The organism is Micromonospora sp. NPDC048169 (assembly GCF_040652815.1).
In the GTDB taxonomy this organism is placed as follows: Bacteria; Actinomycetota; Actinomycetes; order Mycobacteriales; family Micromonosporaceae; genus Micromonospora.
On record NZ_JBEZMS010000054.1, the window covers coordinates 1 to 22,723 of the forward strand.

At 72.6% G+C, this 22,723-nt stretch carries 24 protein-coding genes; 17 read left to right on the plus strand and 7 right to left on the minus strand.

The features are described from left to right. Positions 1 to 1,089 (plus strand): AAA family ATPase (locus tag AB0D28_RS27760; protein WP_357390523.1); only part of this gene is annotated, 1,089 nt, incomplete at its 5' end. Further along, positions 1,086 to 1,703 (plus strand): HAD-IA family hydrolase, encoded by a 618-nt coding sequence (locus AB0D28_RS27765; protein WP_357390525.1) that lies wholly within the window; start codon positions 1,086 to 1,088, stop codon positions 1,701 to 1,703. The genes AB0D28_RS27760 and AB0D28_RS27765, both read left to right, overlap by 4 nt. A 6-nt stretch (positions 1,704 to 1,709) precedes the next feature. Here AB0D28_RS27765 and AB0D28_RS27770 read toward each other — a convergent pair whose 3' ends face one another. The 5 genes from AB0D28_RS27770 to AB0D28_RS27790 all read right to left on the minus strand — a co-directional run bounded on the left by AB0D28_RS27770 (position 1,710) and on the right by AB0D28_RS27790 (position 6,641). Then, positions 1,710 to 2,237, minus strand: a complete 528-nt coding sequence (locus tag AB0D28_RS27770; protein WP_357390527.1) for a DinB family protein — start codon at positions 2,235 to 2,237, stop codon at positions 1,710 to 1,712. A 68-nt stretch (positions 2,238 to 2,305) separates the two neighbouring features. After that, the gene (locus tag AB0D28_RS27775) at positions 2,306 to 2,794 is read right to left on the minus strand and encodes a universal stress protein (RefSeq protein WP_357390529.1); all 489 of its coding nucleotides are present in this window, start codon (positions 2,792 to 2,794) and stop codon (positions 2,306 to 2,308) included. 2 nt (positions 2,795 to 2,796) lie between these two features. Next, positions 2,797 to 4,386 (minus strand): MDR family MFS transporter, encoded by a 1,590-nt coding sequence (locus tag AB0D28_RS27780; protein ID WP_357390531.1) that lies wholly within the window; start codon positions 4,384 to 4,386, stop codon positions 2,797 to 2,799. A gap of 103 nt (positions 4,387 to 4,489) precedes the next feature. Then, positions 4,490 to 4,915 carry a MarR family transcriptional regulator gene (locus tag AB0D28_RS27785; protein WP_357390533.1) on the minus strand — a complete coding sequence of 142 codons (426 nt, stop codon included), beginning with the start codon at positions 4,913 to 4,915 and terminating at the stop codon, positions 4,490 to 4,492. Positions 4,916 to 4,928: 13 nt separating this feature from the next. Next, positions 4,929 to 6,641, minus strand: a complete 1,713-nt coding sequence (locus tag AB0D28_RS27790; protein ID WP_357390535.1) for an alkaline phosphatase D family protein — start codon at positions 6,639 to 6,641, stop codon at positions 4,929 to 4,931. Positions 6,642 to 6,789: 148 nt separating this feature from the next. Between AB0D28_RS27790 and ftsY the strand changes: the two genes are divergently transcribed. From ftsY to AB0D28_RS27830, 8 genes are all read left to right on the plus strand, one after another. After that, the gene (gene ftsY, locus AB0D28_RS27795; RefSeq protein WP_357390537.1) at positions 6,790 to 7,980 is read left to right on the plus strand and encodes a signal recognition particle-docking protein FtsY; all 1,191 of its coding nucleotides are present in this window, start codon (positions 6,790 to 6,792) and stop codon (positions 7,978 to 7,980) included. A gap of 8 nt (positions 7,981 to 7,988) precedes the next feature. Further along, positions 7,989 to 8,852 carry an aminoglycoside phosphotransferase family protein gene (locus AB0D28_RS27800; protein WP_355015018.1) on the plus strand — a complete coding sequence of 288 codons (864 nt, stop codon included), beginning with the start codon at positions 7,989 to 7,991 and terminating at the stop codon, positions 8,850 to 8,852. Positions 8,853 to 9,019: 167 nt separating this feature from the next. Continuing rightward, on the plus strand, positions 9,020 to 10,375 hold the full coding sequence (locus AB0D28_RS27805) for an ammonium transporter (RefSeq protein ID WP_357390540.1): 1,356 nt from the start codon (positions 9,020 to 9,022) through the stop codon (positions 10,373 to 10,375). A gap of 25 nt (positions 10,376 to 10,400) precedes the next feature. Then, on the plus strand, positions 10,401 to 10,739 hold the full coding sequence (locus AB0D28_RS27810) for a P-II family nitrogen regulator (protein WP_013284578.1): 339 nt from the start codon (positions 10,401 to 10,403) through the stop codon (positions 10,737 to 10,739). A 17-nt stretch (positions 10,740 to 10,756) separates the two neighbouring features. Then, positions 10,757 to 13,018 (plus strand): [protein-PII] uridylyltransferase, encoded by a 2,262-nt coding sequence (locus tag AB0D28_RS27815; protein ID WP_357390542.1) that lies wholly within the window; start codon positions 10,757 to 10,759, stop codon positions 13,016 to 13,018. Positions 13,019 to 13,204: 186 nt separating this feature from the next. Continuing rightward, entirely contained in the window at positions 13,205 to 14,758 is a 1,554-nt protein-coding gene (ffh, locus tag AB0D28_RS27820; RefSeq protein WP_357390544.1) for a signal recognition particle protein, read from the plus strand. Between the two features lie 67 nt (positions 14,759 to 14,825). Further along, the gene (locus AB0D28_RS27825) at positions 14,826 to 15,404 is read left to right on the plus strand and encodes a Uma2 family endonuclease (RefSeq protein ID WP_357390546.1); all 579 of its coding nucleotides are present in this window, start codon (positions 14,826 to 14,828) and stop codon (positions 15,402 to 15,404) included. Between the two features lie 18 nt (positions 15,405 to 15,422). Further along, complete coding sequence (locus tag AB0D28_RS27830; RefSeq protein ID WP_357390548.1) at positions 15,423 to 16,505, plus strand: amidohydrolase family protein; 1,083 nt, start codon at positions 15,423 to 15,425, stop codon at positions 16,503 to 16,505. A 41-nt stretch (positions 16,506 to 16,546) separates the two neighbouring features. Here the strand turns inward: AB0D28_RS27830 and AB0D28_RS27835 are convergent, their stop codons facing one another. Together AB0D28_RS27835 and AB0D28_RS27840 are read right to left on the minus strand one after the other, a co-directional pair. Next, positions 16,547 to 17,140 carry a TetR family transcriptional regulator gene (locus AB0D28_RS27835; RefSeq protein WP_357390550.1) on the minus strand — a complete coding sequence of 198 codons (594 nt, stop codon included), beginning with the start codon at positions 17,138 to 17,140 and terminating at the stop codon, positions 16,547 to 16,549. Between the two features lie 25 nt (positions 17,141 to 17,165). Continuing rightward, positions 17,166 to 17,696, minus strand: coding sequence for a hypothetical protein (locus AB0D28_RS27840; protein WP_357390551.1), 531 nt, complete (start codon positions 17,694 to 17,696; stop codon positions 17,166 to 17,168). Between the two features lie 70 nt (positions 17,697 to 17,766). On the opposite strand from AB0D28_RS27840, the gene proS reads away from it, so the two are divergent. The 7 genes from proS to rplS all read left to right on the plus strand — a co-directional run bounded on the left by proS (position 17,767) and on the right by rplS (position 22,686). Further along, positions 17,767 to 19,182: a proline--tRNA ligase gene (gene proS, locus AB0D28_RS27845; protein ID WP_357390553.1), complete on the plus strand. Its 1,416-nt coding sequence runs from the start codon at positions 17,767 to 17,769 to the stop codon at positions 19,180 to 19,182. 75 nt (positions 19,183 to 19,257) lie between these two features. Next, positions 19,258 to 19,905, plus strand: coding sequence for a DUF402 domain-containing protein (locus tag AB0D28_RS27850; protein ID WP_357390576.1), 648 nt, complete (start codon positions 19,258 to 19,260; stop codon positions 19,903 to 19,905). A gap of 242 nt (positions 19,906 to 20,147) precedes the next feature. After that, on the plus strand, positions 20,148 to 20,606 hold the full coding sequence (gene rpsP / locus AB0D28_RS27855) for a 30S ribosomal protein S16 (protein WP_357390555.1): 459 nt from the start codon (positions 20,148 to 20,150) through the stop codon (positions 20,604 to 20,606). Further along, positions 20,581 to 20,841, plus strand: a complete 261-nt coding sequence (locus AB0D28_RS27860; protein WP_030500803.1) for an RNA-binding protein — start codon at positions 20,581 to 20,583, stop codon at positions 20,839 to 20,841. The genes rpsP and AB0D28_RS27860 overlap by 26 nt, the downstream gene beginning before the upstream one ends. Further along, entirely contained in the window at positions 20,841 to 21,380 is a 540-nt protein-coding gene (rimM, locus tag AB0D28_RS27865) for a ribosome maturation factor RimM (RefSeq protein ID WP_357390557.1), read from the plus strand. The genes AB0D28_RS27860 and rimM overlap by 1 nt, the downstream gene beginning before the upstream one ends. 14 nt (positions 21,381 to 21,394) lie before the next feature. After that, the gene (gene trmD, locus AB0D28_RS27870; RefSeq protein WP_357390559.1) at positions 21,395 to 22,183 is read left to right on the plus strand and encodes a tRNA (guanosine(37)-N1)-methyltransferase TrmD; all 789 of its coding nucleotides are present in this window, start codon (positions 21,395 to 21,397) and stop codon (positions 22,181 to 22,183) included. 143 nt (positions 22,184 to 22,326) lie between these two features. Then, positions 22,327 to 22,686 (plus strand): 50S ribosomal protein L19, encoded by a 360-nt coding sequence (gene rplS, locus AB0D28_RS27875; protein WP_013284591.1) that lies wholly within the window; start codon positions 22,327 to 22,329, stop codon positions 22,684 to 22,686. Positions 22,687 to 22,723: the final 37 nt, after the last annotated feature.

The window sequence follows — 22,723 nt, forward strand, 5'->3', positions numbered from 1 at the left end:
CGCCGCGCGGCCCGCACCCGCGGGGCCCAGATCGCCCGGGCCGTGGTCGGCGGCGCCCGGGAGGCGCTGAGCCGGCTCACCGTCTCGATCGCCCGGGCCGAGGAGCACCGCGACGCCGTCGCCCGCGAACGCGCCGCCCGCGAGGCCGAGCTGTCCGAGGTACGCGGCGCGGCCAAGCGCCTCGCCGCCGAGCTGGAACGGCTCACCAGCCAGGTGCACCGTGACGAGGTGGCCCGCGCCGAGCAGCGGATGCGCATCGAGCAGTTGGAGGCGAAGGCCGCCGAGGACTTCGGCCTCGACGTGGCCACGCTCGTCGCCGAGTACGGCCCGGACCGGCCGGTCCCGCCCACCGACGCGGACGTGGCGCTGGCCGAGAAAGACGGCCGTCCGGTGCCGGACCCGGTGCGCTACGAGCGCCCGGTGCAGGAGAAGCGGGCCGCGAAGGCGGAGCGGGAACTCGCCCTGCTGGGCAAGGTGAACCCGCTGGCGCTGGAGGAGTTCGCCGCGCTGGAGGAGCGCTTCAAGTTCCTCTCCGAGCAGCTGGAGGATCTCAAGGCGACCCGGCGCGACCTGCTCACCGTGGTCAAGGACGTGGACGACCGGATCCTCGAGGTCTTCGCCAGCGCGTTCGAGGACACGGCCCGGGAGTTCGAGCAGGTCTTCACGGTGCTGTTCCCCGGCGGCGAGGGCCGGCTGGTGCTCACCGACCCGGAGGACCTGCTCACCACCGGTGTCGAGGTCGAGGCCCGTCCGCCGGGCAAGAAGATCAAGCGGCTCTCGCTGCTCTCCGGCGGGGAGCGGTCGCTCACCGCGGTGGCGATGCTCGTGGCGATCTTCCGCGCTCGGCCCAGCCCGTTCTACATCATGGACGAGGTGGAGGCGGCGCTCGACGACGTGAACCTGGGCCGCCTGATCACGCTGCTGGCACAGTTGCGGGAGAAGAGCCAGCTGATCGTGATCACGCACCAGAAGCGGACCATGGAGATCGCCGACGCGCTCTACGGGGTGACCATGCGCGCCGGCGTGACCCAGGTGATCAGCCAGCGGCTCAACCGGGCCGACGACGAGGAACAGGTGACGAGCGAGTGAGTCGGGAACGCGCCACGGCGCTCCTGGTGGACTTCGACGGCGTGCTGCGCCGCTGGGATCCGGCGGTGGCCGCCGGCGTCGAGCGGGAGTACGGGCTGACCGAGGGGGTCCTCGGTGAGATCGCGATGTCCTGGGGGCTGCTCCAGCCGGTGCTGACCGGCCAGGTCAGCCACGCCCAGTGGATGGTGAGCGTGGCCGACGCGCTGACCCCCGTGGTCGGCGCGGACCGGGCCCGCGCCGCGGTCCAGGAGTGGCAGAGCTACCGCGGCGAGGTCGACCCGGACGTGCTGGCGTTCATCCGCGAGGTGCGGGCGGGCGGCATCCGGGTCGGGCTGGGCACGAACGCCACCGACCTGCTCGACGCCGACCTGGCCGCGCTGGACCTGACCGGCGAGCTGGACGTGATCGTGAACTCCTCGGTCGTCGGGGTGCACAAGCCGGCCAAGGAGTACTTCCAGGCCGCCTGCGAGGCGCTGGGGACGCCGCCGGGGCGGGTGCTGTTCGTCGACGACGAGGACCGCGCGGTGGCGGGCGCCCGGGTGGCCGGCCTGTCCGCGCACCGGTGGAGCGGCCCGGCCGACCTGCGCTACCTGCGGGCGGCCCTGGCGTACTGAGCCGGGTCAGGCGCCGGTGACGCCGTCGATGCGTTCCCGGATCAGGTCGGCGTGGCCGTTGTGCCGGGCGTACTCCTCGATCATGTGGACGTACACCCAGCGGAGGCTGATCTCGTGCGTGGCGTCGCCCCGGCGGTGGTGGAAGGTGTGCTCCAGCGGCAGGCCGGCCACTGCCGCCCGGGCCGCCTCGATCTCGGCGCGCAGCGTGGCGAACGCCTCGGCCGGGTCGGCGTCGGCGACATGGTTGAGGTCCGCGTCCGGGTCGGCGTCGTAGTCGTAGAGGTCGGGCAGCTCCTGGCCGGTGGCGCGGACGCGGAACCACCAGCGCTCCACGTCGGCCATGTGCCGGACGAGGCCGAGCAGCGTCAGCCCGGAGGGCTCCACGCTTCGGGTACGCAGTTGCTCGGCGGTCAGCCCGGCACATTTGTGCACCAGGGTGTCGCGATGGTGGTCGAGCCAGCCTTCGAGCATGGTGCGCTCGTCGGCGACGTAGGGCTCGTGGCGGCGGTCGATCTCAGGAACGGTCCAGGTCATGGGCGCAGATGTTAAGAGGGGCCCCCTGTACAACGCGAGGCGTTAACGGGGGGCCCTTCCTTACACCCTCAGGGCACCACGATGACGGGCCAGCGGCCGGTACGCACCAGCCGGGTGGCGACCGAGCCGACCAGCTTGTGCCCGGCCTGCTCGGACGAGCCGACCACCACCATGTCGGCCCGGTGCTCGTCGGCGGCCCGGCACAGCTCGGTGTAGGCGTCGCCGCGCCGGCACAGGAACGTCACCGGCAGGTCCAGTTCCTCGGCCCCGCGCCGGCACTCGGCGCGCAGCTCGTCGGCCAGCTCGTCGTGGGTCTGCTGGACCGCCCCGGCCACCACGCCGGAGAGCATCGCGCTGTAGGTGGCCGGCGAGCTGACGAACACCGCCACGAGCGTGGCGCCCTGCCGCCGGGCCAGTCCGGCGGCGTACGCGGCGGCACGCATCGAGGTGCGGCTGCCGTCCACGCCGACGAGCACCACCCGTGGCCCGTCCGTACCCCGTTCGTAGGGCAGCGGACGGGTCCGCGGGCCGTACCGTTCGCGTTCCGCGGCGTCCATCGTCAGTCCTTCGTTCCGGCCGGGACGGCCTCGGCCGTCTCCCGCACGGCGGGGACCGGCTCGGCGTTGCTGCGGCGCAGCGGCACCTCCCGGATGAGGACCACGGCGATCAGGGCGAGCAGCCCGAACGGGGCGGCGGCCAGGAAGATGTCACCGGCGGCGTGCCCGTACGCGGCCTCGACCACAGTGCGGACCGGGCCGGGGAGCGTGTGCACGTCCGGCAGCCCGCCGCCACCGGACCCGGAGGCCGGGACGCCGAGGCGGCTCAGGCCGTCGGCCAGGTAGCCGGTGACCCGGTGTCCGAGCACCGCGCCGAGCGCGCTCACGCCGATCGCGCCGCCGAGGCTGCGGAAGAACGCCACCACCGAGCTGGCGGCGCCCAGCTCGTCCGGGCGGACCGTGTTCTGCACGGCGAGCACCAGGTTCTGCATGCTCATGCCGACGCCGAGGCCGATCAGCGCCATGAACACGGCGAGACGCCAGTACGGGGTGTCCGCGCGCATGGTGCCCATCAGCGCGAAGCCGGCGGTGAGCAGCACCGAGCCGATGACCAGCCAGCTCTTCCAGCGGCCGGTGCTGGTGATGATCCGGCCGACCACCGTCGAGGAGACCAGCAGGCCGCCGATCATGGGCAGCGTCATCAGGCCGGACATGGTCGGGCTGGCGCCGCGGCTGATCTGGAAGTACTGCCCGAGGAACACCGAGGCGCCGAACATGCCGACGCCGACCGCGATGCTGGCGATCACGGCGAGCGTGATGGTGCGGTTGCGGAACAGGTGCGGCGGGATCATCGGCTCCGCGGCACGCGTCTCGACCCGGGCGGCGAGCACGCCGAGCACCGCCGCACCGGCCACCATCGCGCCGCTGGTCCAGGAGATCCAGTCGTACCGGTCACCGGCCAGGGTGATCCAGACCAGCAGCAGCGAGACGGCTGCGGTGATGAGCGTGGCGCCCCACCAGTCGATCTTCACCTCGCGCTTGACCACCGGCAGGCGCAGCGTCCGCTGGAGCACGATCAGTGCGAGCACGGCGAACGGCACGCCGACGTAGAAGCACCAGCGCCAGCCGAGCCAGGAGGTGTCCACGATCACGCCGCCGATCAGCGGGCCGCCGATGGTGCCGACTGCCATCACCGCGCCGAGGTAGCCGCTGTACCGGCCGCGCTCGCGCGGGGCGATCATCGTCGCCATGATCACCTGGGCGAGGGCGGTGAGGCCGCCCGCGCCGACGCCCTGCACCACCCGGCAGGCGATCAGCTCGCCTGTGGTCTGTGCCTGCCCGGCGAGCACCGAGCCCAGCACGAACACCACCAGGGAGATCTGGACCAGCAGCTTCTTGCTGAACAGGTCGGACAGCTTGCCCCAGATGGGCGTGGTCGCGGTGGTCGCGAGCAGCGTCGAGGTGACCACCCAGGTGTACGCGGACTGGCCGCCGCGCAGGTCGGTGATGATCCGTGGCAGCGCGTTGGAGACGACTGTGGAGGAGAGGATCGCGACGAACATGCCCAGCAGCAGGCCGGAGAGTGCCTCCAGGATCTGCCGGTGGGACATGTCGACGGCGGTCGCCCGCACGGGCGCGGTCGCCTGGGTCATCGTGGGTTGCCTCCGTGTGGGGAGAAGGTTGCCTCGGGCAACCGAAGTCGTTGCCTTGAGCAACAACCAGGGCCGGGCCGGGATTGTTCCCTCCCGCCGAGGGCTAGAACGACTCGTTGAAGCGGTGCATCAGCCGGGCGAAGGCCGCCACGTCCTCTTGCGGCCAGCTTTCCAGCGAACGTCGTATCTGTCCGAGTCGGGCCGCCCGGGCCGCGTCGAACCGCCGGGTGCCCTCGTCGGTCAGGCTGAGCTGGGCCGCCCGCCGGTCGGTCGGGTCCGGGTCGCGGCGGACCAGGCCCAGCGCCTCCAGACCGCCGATCTGGCGGCTGAGCGTGCCCTTGCCGATGCCCAGCTTCGCGGCCAGGTCGGTGAGCCGGATCGAGCCGGAGCGGCGCAGCCAGAGCAGCAGGCCGTACGCGTTGGGCTCCAGATTCGGGTGGACCTCGCGGGCGATCTCCCAGGACAACGCCCGGCCCCTGCGCAGCAACGCGGTCAACTCGTGCTCCACGGCGCGCAGCGTCTCGTCCACGCTCAGAGGGTACTCAGTCCCCGTCGCTGAGTTGCTGGTGCGCCACCGGCCGCAGCTCGCCGTCGCTGGTCGTGCCCTCGATCACCACGGCCGCCTTGCGCCCCTGGTGGGTCAGCGTGGCCACCGCGTTGCCGAAATAGGGCCCGGCCAGCTTCCGCCAGCGCACCGGCGGGCGGCGTACCCCGGCCGAACGCGCCAGCGCCCGGGTTGCCCCGGCCGGCCCCGGATTCCAGCCCAGCGTCATCAGCGGTCGCATGCCGGCGGGCACCTGGTTGTGGATCGGCGAACAGGTGAGCTGGTGCACGGGCGTGCGGACGTCGCGGTCGGCGAAGCGGGCCCGCGCCACGTACGAGTGGTGCACGTCGCCGGAGAGCACGCTGATCGACGCCGGTCGCGCGTACGCCGGCCCGGCGCCCACCCGCGCCCCGGTGCGCGGCGCGGTGCCGCTGCCCAGCCGCGCGAACAGCTCGCCCAGCGCCTCGAACGAGCGCCGGAACGCCGCCCAGTGCTCCAGGTCCAGGGCCCGGCGGATCTGCTCGGAGAGCCGGGCCACCCACTGCCGGCTGGAGTCGGCCAGGCGCTCGTTCCACGCCTCGACGTGGTGGATACCCGGCGGCAGCAGCCACGGCAGCGAGCTGCCCACCACCAGATGGTCGTACTCGCCGTGCGCCTGGTCGAGGAACCACGACCACTCGCCCGGCGGCAGCATCGCCCGGCTGCCGGGCAGCAGCACCCGGCTGGACCGGTTGTCCAGCATGACCAGGCGGGTGCGGCCCAGGTCCAGCGCGTAGCTCCACTGGTACTGCACGGCCCGCCAGCGCTCGGTGTCGTGCGCCAGGTCGGCCTCCTTGTCGACCCGCTCGCCGAACTCGTGCAGCACACCGGTGGCGTCCTCGGCGGCGATCACCTTCGCGTACACCGGGTCGGCGGCGATCTCGTCCGGGCTCAGGTTGCCCAGGTGCTGGTAGACCCAGTAGGAGGCGAGGCCGCTGCGGATCCGCTCGGCCCACCACGGCTGCTCGCGCATGTCCGCGCGCCACGACTGCGAGGTGTTCCAGTCGTCGATCACCTCGTGGTCGTCGAAGATCATCACGCTCGGCACGGTGGAGAGCAGCCAGCGGATCTCCGGGTCGCGCCACGACTCCAGATAGAGCTTCGTGTACTCGTCGAAGCTGACCACCTGCGTCGCCGGGGCGTCCTTCGGCCGCTTCCGGCGCCGCTTGAGCAGCCGCCGCACGGTGGGCGAGGTCTCGTCCGCGTACACCTGGTCGCCGAGCAGCACCAGCAGGTCGGGCAGCACGGCCTGCTCGGGCGCGGCCATCACCCGCCGGGCGTACGCGTCCAGCGCGTCCGGCGGCAGCTTGCGCGCGGTGGAGTGCTGGGTGGTCTCCCGGCAGGAGCCGAACAGCAGGCGCACCGGCTGGTCGGCGTCGTCGAGCGCGCGGGTCCGGATCACGCTGGGCGGGAACGACGAGTCCGGCAGCGGCCACGCCACCTCGTCGTCGATCAGCACCTCGTACGTCGTGGCGCTGTCCGGGGTGAGCCCGGTCACCACGACGATCGCGTAGTGGTGGTCGTACGCGGAGAAGGTGGGCGCGCTGCCGGTGGCGCCGTCGGCCGTGCGGACGGTGACCACGGCGGGCGAGCTGGTCTCCACCCAGACGGTCGCCCGCGTGTCGACGACCCGGCGCAGCAACGGGCCGATGAGCAGGCGGGAACCGGGCACGACATCCACCTCCGACAAGATCGTTTCGGCTGTTCCCTACCCGGCCGGCGGTTGCGGTACGCCTTCCGGTGCGAGCGTACCCGCAGGTTGTTCGCGTGCCGAGGCGGTGAGTGGGACGCCGTCGCCGCCATCTGACAGGATTTCGGGCATGACGGAATACCTCCTCGTCGCTCTCGCCCTGCTCGGCGTGCTGATCATCGGCGGCCTGAGCCTCGTGGTGCCCCGGCTGCGCCGGCGCCCGCAGCCGCCGCTGCCGCGCACGGAGGTCGACACCCGGACGGAGGAGGACCTGGCCGGCCCGCCGGTCGAGGCCCCGGAGGCGGAACTCACCACCGGCGTGGTGGTCGAGGCGCCGCCCGCCCCTCCGGTCGAGGCGCCCCCGGTCGAGGTGCCGGAGCCGACCGCCGGCCGGCTGGTCCGGCTGCGGTCGCGGCTGTCCCGCTCGCAGAACGTCTTCGGCAAGGGCCTGCTCGGCCTGCTCAGCCGCGACCGGCTGGACGAGGACACCTGGGAGGAGATCGAGGACAGCCTGATCACCGCCGACGTCGGCATCGACGCCACCCGGGAGATCGTCGACCGGCTGCGCGAGCGGACCCGGGTGCTCGGCACCCGTACCGGTGACGAACTGCGGGCGCTGCTCGCCGCCGAGCTGGTGAACGCGCTCGACCCGACGCTGGACCGCTCGCTGCGCACCGCGCCGAAGGAGGGCGTCCCGGCGGTGGTGCTCGTGGTCGGCGTCAACGGCGCCGGCAAGACCACCACCTGCGGCAAGATCGCGCGGGTGCTCGTCGCGGACGGCCGCAGCGTGCTGCTCGGCGCGGCCGACACGTTCCGGGCCGCCGCCGCCGACCAGCTGGAGACCTGGGGCGGCCGGGTGGGCGCCGAGACGGTCCGCGGGCCCGAGGCCGCCGACCCGGCGAGCGTCGCGTTCGACGCGGTCAAGCGCGGCATCGACACCGGCGTGGACACGGTGCTCATCGACACCGCCGGCCGGCTGCAGAACAAGGTCGGCCTGATGGACGAGCTGGGCAAGGTCAAGCGGGTGGTGGAGAAGCACGGCCCGATCGACGAGACACTGCTGATCCTCGACGCCACCACCGGCCAGAACGGGCTGGAGCAGGCGCGGGTCTTCACCGAGGCGGTGAACGTCACCGGCGTGGTGCTGACCAAGCTCGACGGCACGGCGAAGGGCGGCATCGTGATCGCCGTGCAGCGCAAGCTCGGCATCCCGGTCAAGCTCGTCGGCCTCGGCGAGGGCAAGGACGACCTCGCCCCGTTCGACCCGGCACAGTTCGTCGACGCGCTGCTCGGCACCGAGCCGCTCGCCCGGGACGCGTAGCCTCTCCCGTGACGACTGACGATCGCGCCTACGCGGGGTGGCGCGACCCCAGCCACCCGTCGCCACGCCTCGGGAGACCGTACGTGACTTCGCAGGAGATCCCGCTGCACGGCGGGAACGTGAGCACCGTGGTCCGTGTGGGAGACACGGTCCGGCGCAACGCCGGCCCGTGGACGCCCTCCGTGCACGCGCTGCTGCGCCACCTGGAGTACGTCGGCTTCACCGGCGCTCCCCGGGCGCTCGGCATGGACGAGCGCAACCGGGAGGTCCTGTCGTACCTGGAGGGGGAGTGCGGGGAGTACCCGCTGGCCCCGCACTGGGTGACCGACGAGGCCCTGGTCACGGTGGCCACCATGCTGCGGATGTTCCACGACGCGCAATACGGCTTCACCCCGCCGCCCGGCGCGGTCTGGCGCTCGTTCGGGCCGCCCCCGCCGGACACCGAGGTCATCTGCCATCACGACGCCGCGCCGCACAACGTGATCTGGCGGCCGGACGGCACGCTGGGTCTGATCGACTTCGACCTCGCCTCGCCGGGTGCCCGCATCTACGACGTGGCGTACGCGGCCTGGACCTGGGTGCCGATCTTCTCCGACCGCGACTCGATAACGCTCGGCTGGAAGCACCCGGACCGGGCGCGCCGGCTGCGGCTGTTCGCCGACGCGTACGGGCTGATCCCGCGCGACCGGCACCGCCTCATCCGGACCATCCGCAAGCGCATCGTCGACCACGTCGAGGGCATCCGGCGGATGGCCGCGGCCGGTGAGCCGGCGTTCGTCCGGATCGTCCACAAGGGTCACCTGCGTCGTCCCATGCGCGACCTGCGGCTGCTCGACTACGAGCGGCACCAGCTGGAGGCCGCGCTCCGCTGAGCAAGATCGGCGTTCTTCACACGCCGGAAACAACCCGTCACGCGTCGGAAATCGCGCGGTGTCGCTGAAGGAAACAGCCGGCGACAAAGCTTCCGCGCAACCGGCTGACGGGCGATGCTGCCAGGTCTTCAGTCGGAGGGAGGAATACGACAACGAGAGGAGGCAGCGTGGAGATCGACACCGGGAACACTGCCTGGTTGCTTGTCTCGACTGCCCTCGTGCTGCTCATGACCCCCGGTCTCGCGCTGTTCTACGGCGGCCTGAACCGGTCCAAGGGCGTTCTGAACATGATGATGATGAGCTTCTCGTCCATCGGGCTCGTCAGCATCCTGTGGCTTTTCTACGGCTTCACCGTCGCCTTCGGCGAGGGCGGCAAGTTCTGGGGTGACCTGGGTCAGTACCTGGGCACCAAGACCTTCGTCGGCGAGAACGACCTGTGGGGCGAGACGGGCATCCCGATCTACGTCTTCATCGCCTTCCAGATGATGTTCGCGATCATCACCGTGGCGCTGATCAGCGGCGCGCTGTCCGACCGGGCGAAGTTCGCCGGCTGGCTGCTGTTCGCGTTCGGCTGGGCCACCCTGGTCTACTTCCCGGTCGCCCACATGGTCTGGGGCGGCGGGCTGATCGGCGGCGACATCGGCGCGCTCGACTTCGCCGGTGGTACCGCCGTGCACATCAACGCCGGTGCCGCGGCCCTCGCGCTGGTGCTGGTGCTCGGCAAGCGGGTCGGCTGGCCGCGCGAGAGCATGAAGCCGCACAACGTCCCGATGGTCGCCCTCGGCGCCGCGCTGCTGTGGTTCGGCTGGTTCGGCTTCAACGCCGGCTCCGAGCTGACCGCCGACGGGGTCACCGCGCTGGCGTTCATCAACACCCAGGTCGCCACCGCCGCGGCGCTGCTCGGCTGGATCGTGGTGGAGTGGGTGCGCGACGGCAGGCCGACCCTGGTCGGTGCCTCCTCCGGCGCCATCGCCGGTCTGGTCGCCATCACCCCGGCCTGTGCGTTCATCACCCCGGCCGCAGCGGTGCTGCTGGGTGTGGTGGCCGGCGCGGTCTGCGCCCTCGCGGTCGGCCTGAAGTACCGCCTCGGCTACGACGACTCGCTCGACGTGGTCGGCGTGCACTTCGTCGGCGGCTGGATCGGCTGCCTCTGGATCGGCCTGTTCGGCACCGCGTCGGTCAGCTCGCTGGTGGAGACCGACGGCCTGTTCGTCGGCGGCGACGCCACGCTGCTCGGCAAGCAGGCGATCAGCGCGCTGATCGTGACCGTCTACTCCTTCGTGGTCGCCTTCGTCCTGGGCTTCGTGATCGACAAGACGATCGGCTTCCGGGTCTCCGCCGAGGCCGAGGTCGACGGCATCGACATCGCCGAGCACGCCGAGAGCGGCTACGACCTGTCGCCCACCACGGGCAGCAGCGGTGGCGCGTTCGCGATGGCCGGGATCGGCGCCGGCAAGCCGGCTTCGGAGCCCGCCGTCGAGGCCGACGAGTCCGCGCCGGTAAGCGAGAAGGTCGCCGGTTAACGTTCCTGGGATGGAGGGGTTGGACATGAAGCTGGTGACCGCGGTCATCAAGCCGTACCAGCTGGACGCGGTGAAGGAGGCCCTGCACGCGCTCGGCGTGGCCGGGCTGACCGTCAGCGAGGTCCAGGGCTACGGCCGGCAGAAGGGGCACACCGAGGTCTACCGGGGTGCCGAGTACACGGTCGAGTTCCTGCCCAAGATCCGGGTCGAGGTGCTCACCGACGAGATGGACGTCGACAAGATCGTGGACGCGATCGTCGGCGCCGCACGGACCGGCAAGATCGGCGACGGCAAGGTCTGGGTGACCGGCGTCGAGGAGGTCGTCCGGGTGCGTACCGGCGAGCGCGGGCTCGACGCCCTCTGAGCGCCGGATCCGCCGACGTGACCTCGTTGACCACCGCCACCGGCCCCTCCGGGGGGCCGGCGGTGGTCAACGAGGTCGCCGGCGTTCCCGCGGGCATCGGCGCGGCGGCCCGGACCGCGCGGGCCGACGCGCTCGACGCCTGGCTGCGCCGGGCCTTCGCGGACCGGGACGGGGTGGCGCTCGTCGCGGTGGGCGGGCTGGGCCGCCGCCAGTGCGCCCCCTACGGCGACCTCGACCTGGTGCTGCTGCACGCCGGGGTGCCCGGCATCGACGAGCTGGCCGCGTCCCTGTGGTACCCGATCTGGGACGCCGGGCTGCGGCTGGACCACTCGGTGCGTACCGTCGCCGAGGCGCTGTCGGTGGCCCAGGACGACGTCAAGGTCGCCCTCGGCCTGCTCGACGCCCGGCACGTGGCCGGCGACCCGGCCCTGACCGACCAGCTCGCCCGGACCGCCACCGACCACTGGCGGCGGACCGCGATCCGCCAGCTCCCCGGCCTGCGCGAGATCACCGCCGCCCGGTGGGAGGCGCACGGCGAGCTGGCGTTCCTGCTCGAAGGGGACCTCAAGGAGGCGGCCGGCGGGCTGCGGGACGTGGGCATCCTGCGGGCCATCGCCACCGCCGGGGTCACCGACGCGCTCCGCCCGGCCGTGTACGCCGCGCACCGGCGGCTGCTGGACACCCGCGACGCGCTGCACCAGCAGGTGGGCCGGCGGGTCGACCGCCTGGTGGCGCAGGAGCGCGACGGCGTGGCGCGGCTGCTCGGCGCCGAGGACGGCGACGCGCTCCTGCGGCTGGTGGCCGGCGACGCCCGCACCGTCAGCCACGCCCTGGACGACGCCTGGCGCGCCGCCGACCGGCTCCGTTCCGGCCGGCACCGCGCCGCCCCGGGCCGCCCGCTGCGCCGCCCGGTCGCCCGGGACGTGGTGGAGCAGGACGGCGAACTGGTGCTCGCCCGTACCGCCATCGGGGCCCGCCCCGACCCGAGCCTGTCACTGCGGGTGGCCGCCGCTGCCGCCACCACCCGGCTGCCCATCGCGCGCGCCACCTGCGAGTGGCTGGCCGCGTACTGCCCACCGCTGCCCGCGCCGTGGCCACCGGCGGCCCGGGCCGCGCTGATCACCCTGCTCGGGGCCGGTCCCGGCCTGGTGCCCGCCTGGGAGACCTGCGACAGGTACGGGCTGATCGACCGCTGGCTGCCCGAGTGGACCCGGATGCGCAGCCTGCCCCAGCACAACCCGGTGCACCGGTTCACGCTCGACCGGCACCTCGTGCAGACCGCGTACGAGGCCAGCCGGCACACCCGCGACGTGGAACGCCCCGACCTGCTGCTGCTCGGCGCGTTCCTGCACGACATCGGCAAGGGGCTGGAAGGCGACCACTCCGTGGTCGGTGCGCCGCTGGCCGAGGCGGTCGCCACCCGGATCGGGCTGCCGCCGGACGAGGCGGCGCTCATCGGGACGCTGGTCCGGCTGCACCTGCTGCTGCCCGACGTGGCGACCCGGCGCGACCTGTCCGACCCGAAGACCGTCGCCGGGGTCGCCGAGCGCGTCGGTGACACCGGCACGCTGGAACTGCTGCACGCCCTGGTTCGCGCCGACGCCGCCGCCACCGGCCCGGCCGCCTGGTCCGGCTGGAAGGGCCGGCTGATCGCCGAGTTGGTGAGCCGGGTGCGGACCACGCTGGACACCGGCGTGGTGCCCGCCCCGCCGGCCCCGGACCCGGTGCTCGTGGCCGGGCCGCTGCCTGTCGTACACCTGCGGGAGGATCGGGTGTCGGTCGCCGCCGCCGATCGGCGCGGGCTGCTCGCGACGGTGGCCGGGTGCCTGGCGCTGCACCGCCTGGAGGTGATCTCCGCGGACGCCGCCACAGTCGACGGCCGGGCCCTTGTCGAGTGCCGGGTGCAGCCGCGCTACGGGCTGGCCCCGGACCCGATCGCGCTCAGCGCCGACCTGCGCCGCGCGGTCGGCGGCGACGTCTCGGTCATCCAGCGGCTGCGTGGCCGGGCGCTGGCCGCCCGCAGCCAGGGCGCCGCACCCCGAGTGGTGTGGCACCGGGAGGCGGCCACCGACGCGGTCCTGCTGGAGTTGCGGGCCGCCGACGCGGCCGGGCTGCTGTACCGGGTGACCTGCGCGCTGGACGAGGCCGGCGCCCAGGTGCGGGCGGCCCGGATCTCGACGCTCGGCGGCGACGTGGTGGACGCGTTCTACCTGGTCGGCGGCTGGCCCCCGGACGAGGAACGGGCGCGGATCGAGGCCGCCGTGCTGGGCTCCGTGTAAGGAAGGGCCCCCTGTTAACGCCTCCGGTAGAGGAAGGGGCCCCTGTTAACACCCCGCCGACGAGCGGTGCGGGCCCGTGGACGGCCGGGCCGGAGCGGGGGTGCGGGCGGCGGGCTACCCTAACGGTGGGCTGGACCACCGGCCCGGCAGCATGTGCCCGCCGAAAACGACAAACGGGATGTTCGCGTGTTTGACACCTTGAGTGACCGCCTGTCCGGGATCTTCACCAAGCTACGCGGCAAGGGCCGGCTCACCGACGCCGACATCGACGCCACCGCGCGCGAGATCCGGATGGCGTTGCTGGAGGCCGACGTCGCCCTGCCGGTGGTCAAGGGCTTCATCGCGAACGTCAAGGAGCGGGCGCGCGGCGCCGAGGTCTCCCAGGCGCTCAACCCGGCTCAGCAGATCGTCAAGATCGTCAACGAGGAGCTGATCAAGGTCCTCGGCGGCGAGGGACGGCGGCTCCAGTTCGCCAAGCACCCGCCGACCGTGATCATGCTGGCCGGCCTCCAGGGTTCCGGTAAGACCACGCTCGCCGGCAAGCTGGCCCGCTGGCTCAAGGGCCAGGGCCACCAGCCGCTGCTCGTCGCCGCCGACCTCCAGCGTCCCAACGCCGTCGGGCAGCTCCAGGTGCTCGGTGGCCGGGCCGGGGTCGAGGTGTACGCCCCGGCGCCCGGCAACGGCGTCGGTGACCCGGTGCAGGTGGCCCGCGACTCGATCGAGCACGCCCGCCGCGCCGCCCGGGACATCGTCATCGTCGACACCGCCGGCCGGCTCGGTATCGACACCGAGATGATGCAGCAGGCCGCGAACATCCGCGACGCGGTCCAGCCCGACGAGGTCATCTTCGTCATCGACGCGATGGTCGGCCAGGACGCGGTGCGCACCGCCGAGGCGTTCCGCGACGGCGTCGGCATCACCGGCGTGGTGCTGTCCAAGCTCGACGGCGACGCCCGCGGTGGCGCCGCGCTCTCCGTCCGCGAGGTGACCGGCCAGCCGATCCTCTTCGCCTCCACCGGCGAGAAGCTGGAGGACTTCGACGTCTTCCACCCGGACCGGATGGCCAGCCGGATCCTCGGCATGGGCGACGTCCTCACCCTGATCGAGCAGGCCGAGGCGGCCTTCGACTCCGATCAGAAGGAGAAGATGACCGCCAAGCTGATGGGCGGGGAGACCTTCACGCTGGAGGACTTCCTCGATCAGCTCATCGCGGTCCGGCGGATGGGCCCGATCGCCAACGTGCTGGCCATGATGCCGGGCATGGGGCAGATGAAGGACCAGCTCGCCGAGCTGGACGACAAGCACTTCGACCGGGTCACCGCGATCATCAGGTCGATGACCCCGGCCGAGCGCACCAACCCGAAGATCATCAACGGCTCCCGCCGGGCCCGGATCGCGAACGGCTCCGGCGTCACCGTCATGGACGTCAACCAGCTGCTCAACCGCTTCACCGACGCGCAGAAGATGATGAAGCAGATGGGCGGCATGATGGGCCTGCCCGGCGGTGGCCGGCGCAAGGCGACCAAGTCGCCGAAGAACAAGCGTAAGGGCACCAAGGGCGGCGGACGGCCGCGTACCGGCGCCGGGATGCCGGGCGGCTTCCCGGGCGGGATGCCGCAGCTGCCGCCGGGCCTGGACCCGGGCGACCTGGCCGGTGGGCAGGGCCTGCCGCCGGGCTTCAAGCTCCCGAAGATCGACTTCAACAAGCTGGGCAAGGGCGGCGACAAGGGCCCTCGCTAGCGTGTCGGTGACGGTGGGCGACATCGCTGTCTCTTAAAGTGATGTCGCCCCCTGGAAGGAGATGTCAATGACCGCGGCCCCGATCCTGCCGGAGCGGCACGAGTGGACGGTCGACGACCTGGGCGAGCTGCCCAAGGACCTTCCGTACGAACTGATCAACGGAAGGTTGATCGTGCCGTCGCCCACTCTGCTGCACCAGGACATGTGCGTCGAGTTGCTGCTCGCGCTCCGCGTGAACTGCCCGAAGGAGTACCAGGTCGGGATCGATCTGTCGATGCGGGTCGACCGCCGTAACGAGCCTCGGCCGGACGTCGTCGCGGTCGTGCGGGGTAACGCCAACCGGAGCCCGTTGCCGGTCGAGGACGCTGTGCTCGCCGTCGAGGTCATCTCGCCGACCTCCACCTTCCGCGACATGTACGACAAGGCCAGGGTCTACGCGCACGCCGGTGTCCGCTCCTACTGGGTGCTCGACCCGGTCAAGGAGAAGATCACGCTGACCGAGTACGTGCTCGGCGCCAATCGCGAGTACAAGCAGGTCAGTCAGGCCGAGGACCTGTTCGTCACCGAGCGGCCCTGGAAGGTCTCGGTCGACCTGCCGGCGCTGACCGCGCGCCGCGACGACCTGCTCGCCGGCGAGGAGGACTGATCGGGTAGGACTGTGCACATGGCTGCTCTGCACGTGCGCGGTGTGTTCCTTCCCGACGACGAGGTCCGGGACGTCTGGCTGGTCGGCGACCGGGTCACATTCGAACCGGTGCCCGGCGCCGAGACGGTGGCCGACGGCGGCTTCGTGCTGCCCGGCCTGACCGACGCGCACTGCCACATCGGCATCGCCCGCGGCGGCAGCCCGATCACCTCCCTCGACCAGGCGCGAGAGCTGGCCCGGACCGACCGGGACGCGGGCGTGCTGGCGATCCGGGACGCCGGGTCGCCGTACCCGTACCCCGAACTGGAGGACGAGCCGGACCTGCCGCGACTGGCCCGCGCGGGCCGCCACGTCGCCCCGCCGAAGCGCTACCTGCGCGACATCGGCGTGGAGGTCGGCGCGGCGGAGGTCGCCGCGGCGGTGGCCGCGCAGGCCGCGGCCGGCAACGGCTGGGTCAAGCTGGTCGGCGACTGGATCGACAGGGGAGTGGGCGACCTGGCGCCGGCCTGGGACGCCGACACCATGACCGCGGCGGTCGCCGCCGCACACGCCGCCGGGGTACGCGCGGCGGTGCACACGTTCTCCGAGTCGGCCGTGGAGATCATGGTGCGGGCCGGGGTGGACTCGGTGGAGCACGGCACCGGGCTGAGCCTCGACCTGATCGACCTGATGGCCCGGCAGGGCACCGCGCTGGTCCCCACGATGATCAACATTCGGACGTTCGGTCACATCGCGGAGCAGGCCCGGCCCAAGTTCCCCGGGTACGCCGACCACATGCTCGCGCTACGCGACCGCTTCCCCGAGGTGGTGCGCGCCGCGCACGAGGCGGGCGTGCCGATCTACGTCGGGACCGACGCGGGCGGCGGCATCGACCACGGGCTCGCGGCCGAGGAGATGATGCTGCTGCACGAGCAGGCCGGCATGTCCGCCCCGGACGTGCTCGCCGCCGCCTCCTGGCGGGCCCGGGAGTGGCTCGGCTTCCCCGGGCTGGTCGAGGGCGGCCTCGCCGACCTGGTGGTCTACCCCGAGGATCCGCGCCGCGACCTGCGCGTGGTCCGGGCACCCAGCCGGATCGTGCTGCGCGGCCGCGTCGTCCGCTGACGGGCCGGCCGTCCGCTGGCCGATTGCCGCCGTCGGCCGGCCTAGCGGGTCGTGGCCGCCGTCAGGAACAGGCGGACCGCCAGGCCGGCCAGCCGGTCGGCGGTCTCGTCGACCGGGCCGCCGGGCAGCACGATGTGGCTCACCACCAGGCGTACGACGCTGTCCGCCGCGAACGCCAGGGCCGCCGGGTCGGCGTCGGGCAGGCGTTCACCGGTCCACTCCAGCAGCGCCCTCGCGGCCTCGGCGAGCACCAGCTCGGACCGGGTGGTCAGATAGGGCAACAGCTCCTCCGAGCCGCCCGGCGTGCTGGTCAGGACCGCCCTCACCAGCGGGTTCTCGGCGGCCGAGGCGAGGGTGCGGTGGATCGCCGCGTACGCGGCCGCACGCACGTCGGAGTCGTGCTCGTCCAGCGCGGACCGGACCTGGCCGACGAACCGGTCCACCTCGTGCCGGGCCAGCGCCTCGCCCAGGCCCGCCTTGGTGCCGAACTCGTTGTAGACCGTCTGCCGGCTCACCCCGGCCGCGCTCGCGACCGCACCCATCCGGACCCCGGCCCAACCCGTCGTGACGGTCAGCGACCGTGCGGCGTCGACGATCGTGTCACGCACCGGCGTGACGTTCCTCGGCTTAGGCATGATGATCGAAGTCTACGGTCGCCGCTCAGCGCACCACGAGTTCGTACTCCGCCTCGACCCGGAACGGCCCGCCGTCGTGGCCGCCGAAGGTCAGGTGGTGCGTCCCCGGCGCGGGCGGCGGCACCAGGCCCCACAGGCCCCAGCAGGAGACGTGTACCGGCCACGGCCACGCGGTGACGACGTTGTTGAAGAACCCCCGCACCGGGAACGAGGCGGGTGAGCCCGCCGGGTGCACCGGCACCGCGACCCCGTCCAGCTCGGCGTGCCCTTCGGCATGGGGCATCGGCGGGACCGGGTCGTCCCGGCGGCCGACCCGCCAGCAGCAGATCGCCGGGAAGAACAGGGGGCGGCCCGCCGGCACCACGCAACGCCGGGCGACCCCGCCGCCCTGCGTGCCCGCGAGGAACCACACGTCGTCGGGCTGGTGACGCCCGCCGTGCCGGCCGGTGGTGTCCTTGAGCGGGTTGACCGGCTGGCGGTGGGCGGCCACCCAGGCCACCCAGCGGGCGGCGAGCGGGGCCAGGACCGGCGCCGGGTCGGGGGTGGGGAGGAGCATGACGGCAGATGGTAGTGGGGGGCGCGCCCGGCTGCGCCGGCCCGTCACGGGACGCATAGGATGTGCGGTCATGGCACGCGTGCTCACTCCCCGTGCGGAGGACTTTCCCCGCTGGTACCAGGACCTGATCGCCAAGGCGAAGCTGGCCGACAACGGCCCGGTCCGGGGGACCATGGTGATCCGACCGGCCGGCTACGCCATCTGGGAGCGGATGCAGGCCGAGATGGACGCCCGGATCAAGGCGGCGGGCGCGGAGAACGCGTACTTCCCGCTGTTCATCCCGGAGAGCTACCTCAAGCGGGAGGCCGAGCACGTCGAGGGCTTCTCGCCGGAGCTGGCGGTGGTCACGCACGGTGGCGGCAAGCAGCTCGCCGAGCCGGTGGTGGTGCGCCCCACGAGCGAGACGGTCATCGGCGAGTTCATGGCCAAGTGGATCGACTCGTACCGCGACCTGCCGCTGCTGCTCAACCAGTGGGCCAACGTGGTCCGGTGGGAGCTGCGCCCGCGGATCTTCCTGCGTACCAGCGAGTTCCTCTGGCAGGAGGGGCACACCGCGCACGCCACCCGCGAGGACGCGCGCGCCTACGCGCGGCGGATCCTGCACGAGGCGTACGAGGACCTGATGGTCAACGTGCTCGGCATCCCGGTGGTGGTCGGCCTGAAGACCGCCCGGGAGCGCTTCGCCGGCGCCACCGCCACGTACACGTGCGAGGGCATGATGGGCGACGGCAAGGCGCTGCAGCTGGGCACCAGCCACGAGCTGGGCCAGAACTTCGCCAAGGCGTTCGACATCAGCTACTCCTCGGCCGAGGGTGGCCGGGAACACGCGTGGACGACCTCCTGGGGCACGTCCACCCGGATGCTCGGCGGCCTGATCATGTGCCACGGCGACGACAACGGGCTGCGGGTGCCGCCGAAGCTGGCGCCGGTCCAGGCGTACGTGATGGTCGTCAAGGACGGCGAGGGCCCGGGCGGCCCTGCCGAGGCGGCCCGGAAGCTCCACGACGCGCTGCGTGACGCCGGGGTGCGGGTGGCGCTGGACGACCGCACCGACACCGCGTTCGGCCGCCGCGCCGTCGACGCCGAGCTGCGCGGCTACCCGGTTCGCGTCGAGGTCGGCCCGCGTGACCTGGCCGCCGGCAACGCGGTCGTGGTCCGGCGTACGGACGGCTCGAAGGCCCCGACGCCGGTCGCCGACTTGGTCGGCGCGGTGGTGGCCGCGCTGGAGGCCGACCAACGGGCGCTGCACGACCAGGCGCTGGAGTTCCGCCGGTCCCGCACCGTCGAGGTGTCGACGCTGGCCGAGGCGATCGAGGCGTCCGCCACCGGCTGGGCGCGGGTGCCGTGGTCGGCGGTCGGCGTCGAGGGTGAGGCCGAGGCGAACGGCCAGGGCGTGACGGTCCGCTGCCTGGTGCGCGCCGACGGCTCGGTGCCGGACTCGGAGGACGAGCCCGACCTGGTGGCGATCCTCGCCCGCGCGTACTGAGGTGTAAGGAAGGGCCCCCTCTTAACGCATTCTGCATAGGCGGGGGCCCTTGTTAACACGACGGCGGGGGTGAGTGTGCGGTTCGAGCCGGGGCGGCTGATCATGCACCGGAACGTCCGGCACGGCCGGATCGGCTGGGTCCGGTCGGCCCGCGTGGTCTCCGACGACGAGCGCGGGCTGCTGCTCTGGGTGCCCCGGGGCACGCCCGTCGCGTACGAGGTGACAGCGGCCGGCCTGGGCATGCGCGCCGTGCCGTTCGCCGAGTGGGTGACGTCGTCCTACCGGCTCTCCCGGGGGCGGTGGAACGGCCCGCCGGTGCTGAAGTTCCTGCCCACCGGCGCGGCCCACTCGGTCTGGTGGTTCCGTGACGCCGACGGCCGCTTCCAGAACTGGTACGTGAACCTGGAGGAGCCCGGCGTCCGCTGGGACGACAGCGCGGTGGCCGGCGTCGACATGATCGACCAGGACCTCGACGTCGTGGTCCACCCGGACCTGAGCTGGGAGTGGAAGGACGAGGACGAGTTCGCCGAGCGGCTGGCGTTCCCGGAGCACTACTGGGTGACCGACGAGAAGGCGGTACGCGCCGAGGGCGAGCGGGTGATCCGGATCGCCGAGGCGGGGGAGTTCCCGTTCGACGGCACCTGGTGCGACTTCACCCCACCCGCGGAATGGGACGTACCGAACGAATTTCCGCCCGGGTGGGACCGCCCGCCGGTGCGCTGAACCGGTGTCCTCCGTCACGACCCGGCCCGCCCCGGGCGTGGTGCCCGGGTCCGGTGTGAGTGTTCGGGGCCGGATCTGGCAGAATGGGTCGCTGGTATCCGGCGCGCGTCCGGCGCCCTCTAACCCGGGCGCGTCGCCAGTTCACCGAGCAGTCTCCGGCCCAAACCCCACTGTGCCGGTCGGCGCTCACCCGCCACACCGCCCGTACGGGCCGGTGAGATCGCAACAGGAGCGAAACAACTGTGGCCGTAAAGATCCGGCTCCTGCGGATGGGCAAGATCCGCAACCCGCAGTACCGCATCGTCATCGCCGACTCGCGTACCAAGCGTGACGGTCGCGCGATCGAGTTCGTCGGTGTGTACCAGCCGAAGGAAGACCCTTCGGTGATCGAGGTCAAGTCGGAGCGGGTCCAGTACTGGCTCTCGGTCGGCGCCCAGCCGAGCGAGGCCGTGCAGCGCCTGCTGGAGCTGACCGGTGACTGGCAGAAGTTCAAGGGCCTGCCCGCGCCGCCGCCGCTGAAGGTCGCCCCCGAGCGGGCCGACCGCAAGGCGGCGTACGAGGCCGAGGCGAAGGCCGCCGCCGGCGTGGCGGACACCCCGGCCAAGCCGGCCAAGAAGGCCGCCGCCAAGGCGGAGGAGCCGAAGGCCGAGGCCCCCAAGGCCGAGGAGCAGGCCAGTGCCGAGTCCGGCGAGCAGGCCTGACATGGCACTGCGTCCCGCCCTGGAGCACCTGGTCAAGGGCATCGTCGACCACCCGGACGACGTCCGGGTGCGCATGGTCGACTCCCGTCGGGGCAAGCGCCTCGAAGTCCGCGTGCACCCCGAGGACCTCGGCACGGTGATCGGGCGGTCCGGCCGGACCGCCAAGGCGCTGCGCCAGGTGATCGGCTCCATCGGCGGGCGTGGGGTACGCGTCGACATCGTCGACTCGTACTGATGCTTCTCGTCGTCGGCCGGATCGGCAAGCCGCACGGCATCCGCGGTGAGGTCACCGTGGAAGTGCGCACCGATGAGCCCGAAGCACGGTTCGCCCCCGGTTCGGTGTTGACCACCGAGCCGGGGGTGACCCCGTCGGAGCCCGGCGCCTGGCGGGTGCCGCCGACGCTCACCGTCGAGTCGGCCCGCTGGCATCAGGGCCGCCTGCTCGTCGTGTTCGAGGGCGTGCTGGGGCGCGACGTCGCCGAGGCGCTGCGCAACACGCTGCTCGGCGTGGACAGCGCCGACGTGGCCCCGCCGGAGGACCCGGAGGAGTTCCACGACCACCAGCTGGTCGGCCTCGCCGTGGTCACCCGGGACGGGGAGCACGTGGGCGAGGTGGCCCGCATCGACCACGCGCCCGCGTCCGACATGCTGGTGTTGCGGCGGCCCGAGGGGCGTACCGCGCTGGTCCCGTTCGTCAAGGCGATAGTGCCCGAGGTGGATCTGGCCGGCGGTCGCGTCGTCGTCGACCTGCCCGGTGGCCTGCTCGACCTCTAGCTGGAGCCCACCGCATGCGCGTCGACATCGTGTCGATCTTCCCCGAGTACTTCGCCCCGCTGGACCTGTCACTGATCGGCAAGGCCCGCGCGAACGGCACGCTGCGGCTGGCCGTACACGATCTGCGGACCTGGACCCACGACGTGCACCGCACCGTCGACGACACGCCCTACGGCGGCGGTCCCGGCATGGTCATGCGGCCGGAGCCGTGGGGCGAGGCGCTGGACGCGCTGGCGCCGGACGAGCTGAGCCCGGACGGGCACACGCTGCCCCGGCTGCTCGTGCCGTCGCCCGCGGGCGTCCCGTTCACCCAGGCCCTTGCGCACGAGCTGGCCGCCGAGTCGCACCTGCTGTTCGCCTGCGGCCGGTACGAGGGCATCGACCAGCGGGTGCTGGACCACGCCGCGACCCGGATGCCGGTGACCGAGGTCTCCCTCGGCGACTACGTGCTCTTCGGCGGCGAGGTGGCCGTGCTGGTGATCCTGGAGGCGGTCACCCGGCTGCTGCCCGGTGTGCTCGGCAACGCCGGCTCGCTGGACGAGGAGTCGCACGCGCACGGCCTGCTGGAGGCCCCGCTCTACACGAAGCCGGCGAGCTGGCGCGGGCTGGACGTGCCCGAGGTGCTGCGCTCCGGCGACCACGCCCGGATCGACCGCTGGCGGCGCGACGAGTCGCTGCTGCGCACGGCGCAGCGCCGCCCCGACATGATCGGCGCGCTGCCCCCGGAGACGCTCGACAAGCGGGACCGGGCGGCGCTGGACCGGGGCGGATTTTCCTCGCCACCGGAGCATGTGGCAAAGTAGAGGGGTTGCCGCATCCGTCCACGCCGTGGGTGGTTGCGAGGACCCTCGACCGGGGCCGGCCTCGCCGGTCACCACCCGGGGGTCAGAATCACCCGTTCGCGCATCGACTGACGATGCGCCGTGAGCCTCACGAGGACGCAGCGATGAACATCCTGGACGCCCTTGACGCCCAGTCGAAGCGTACCGACCTGCCCGACTTCCGTGCCGGTGACACCGTCAAGGTGCACGCGCGAGTCGTCGAGGGCAACCGGTCCCGGGTCCAGATCTTCCAGGGCGTCGTCATCCGCCGCCAGGGTGACGGTCTGCGCGAGACCTTCTCGGTCCGCAAGGTCAGCTTCGGCGTCGGCGTCGAGCGGACCTACCCGCTCAACGGCCCCGGCATCGACCGGATCGAGGTCGTGACCCGCGGTGACGTGCGTCGCGCCAAGCTCTACTACCTGCGTGAGCTGCGCGGCAAGAAGGCCAAGATCAAGGAGCTGCGGGAGAAGCAGCCGGCGAACTGACTTTCGTTCGCCACGCCGCCCGAGCTGCGCGGATGTC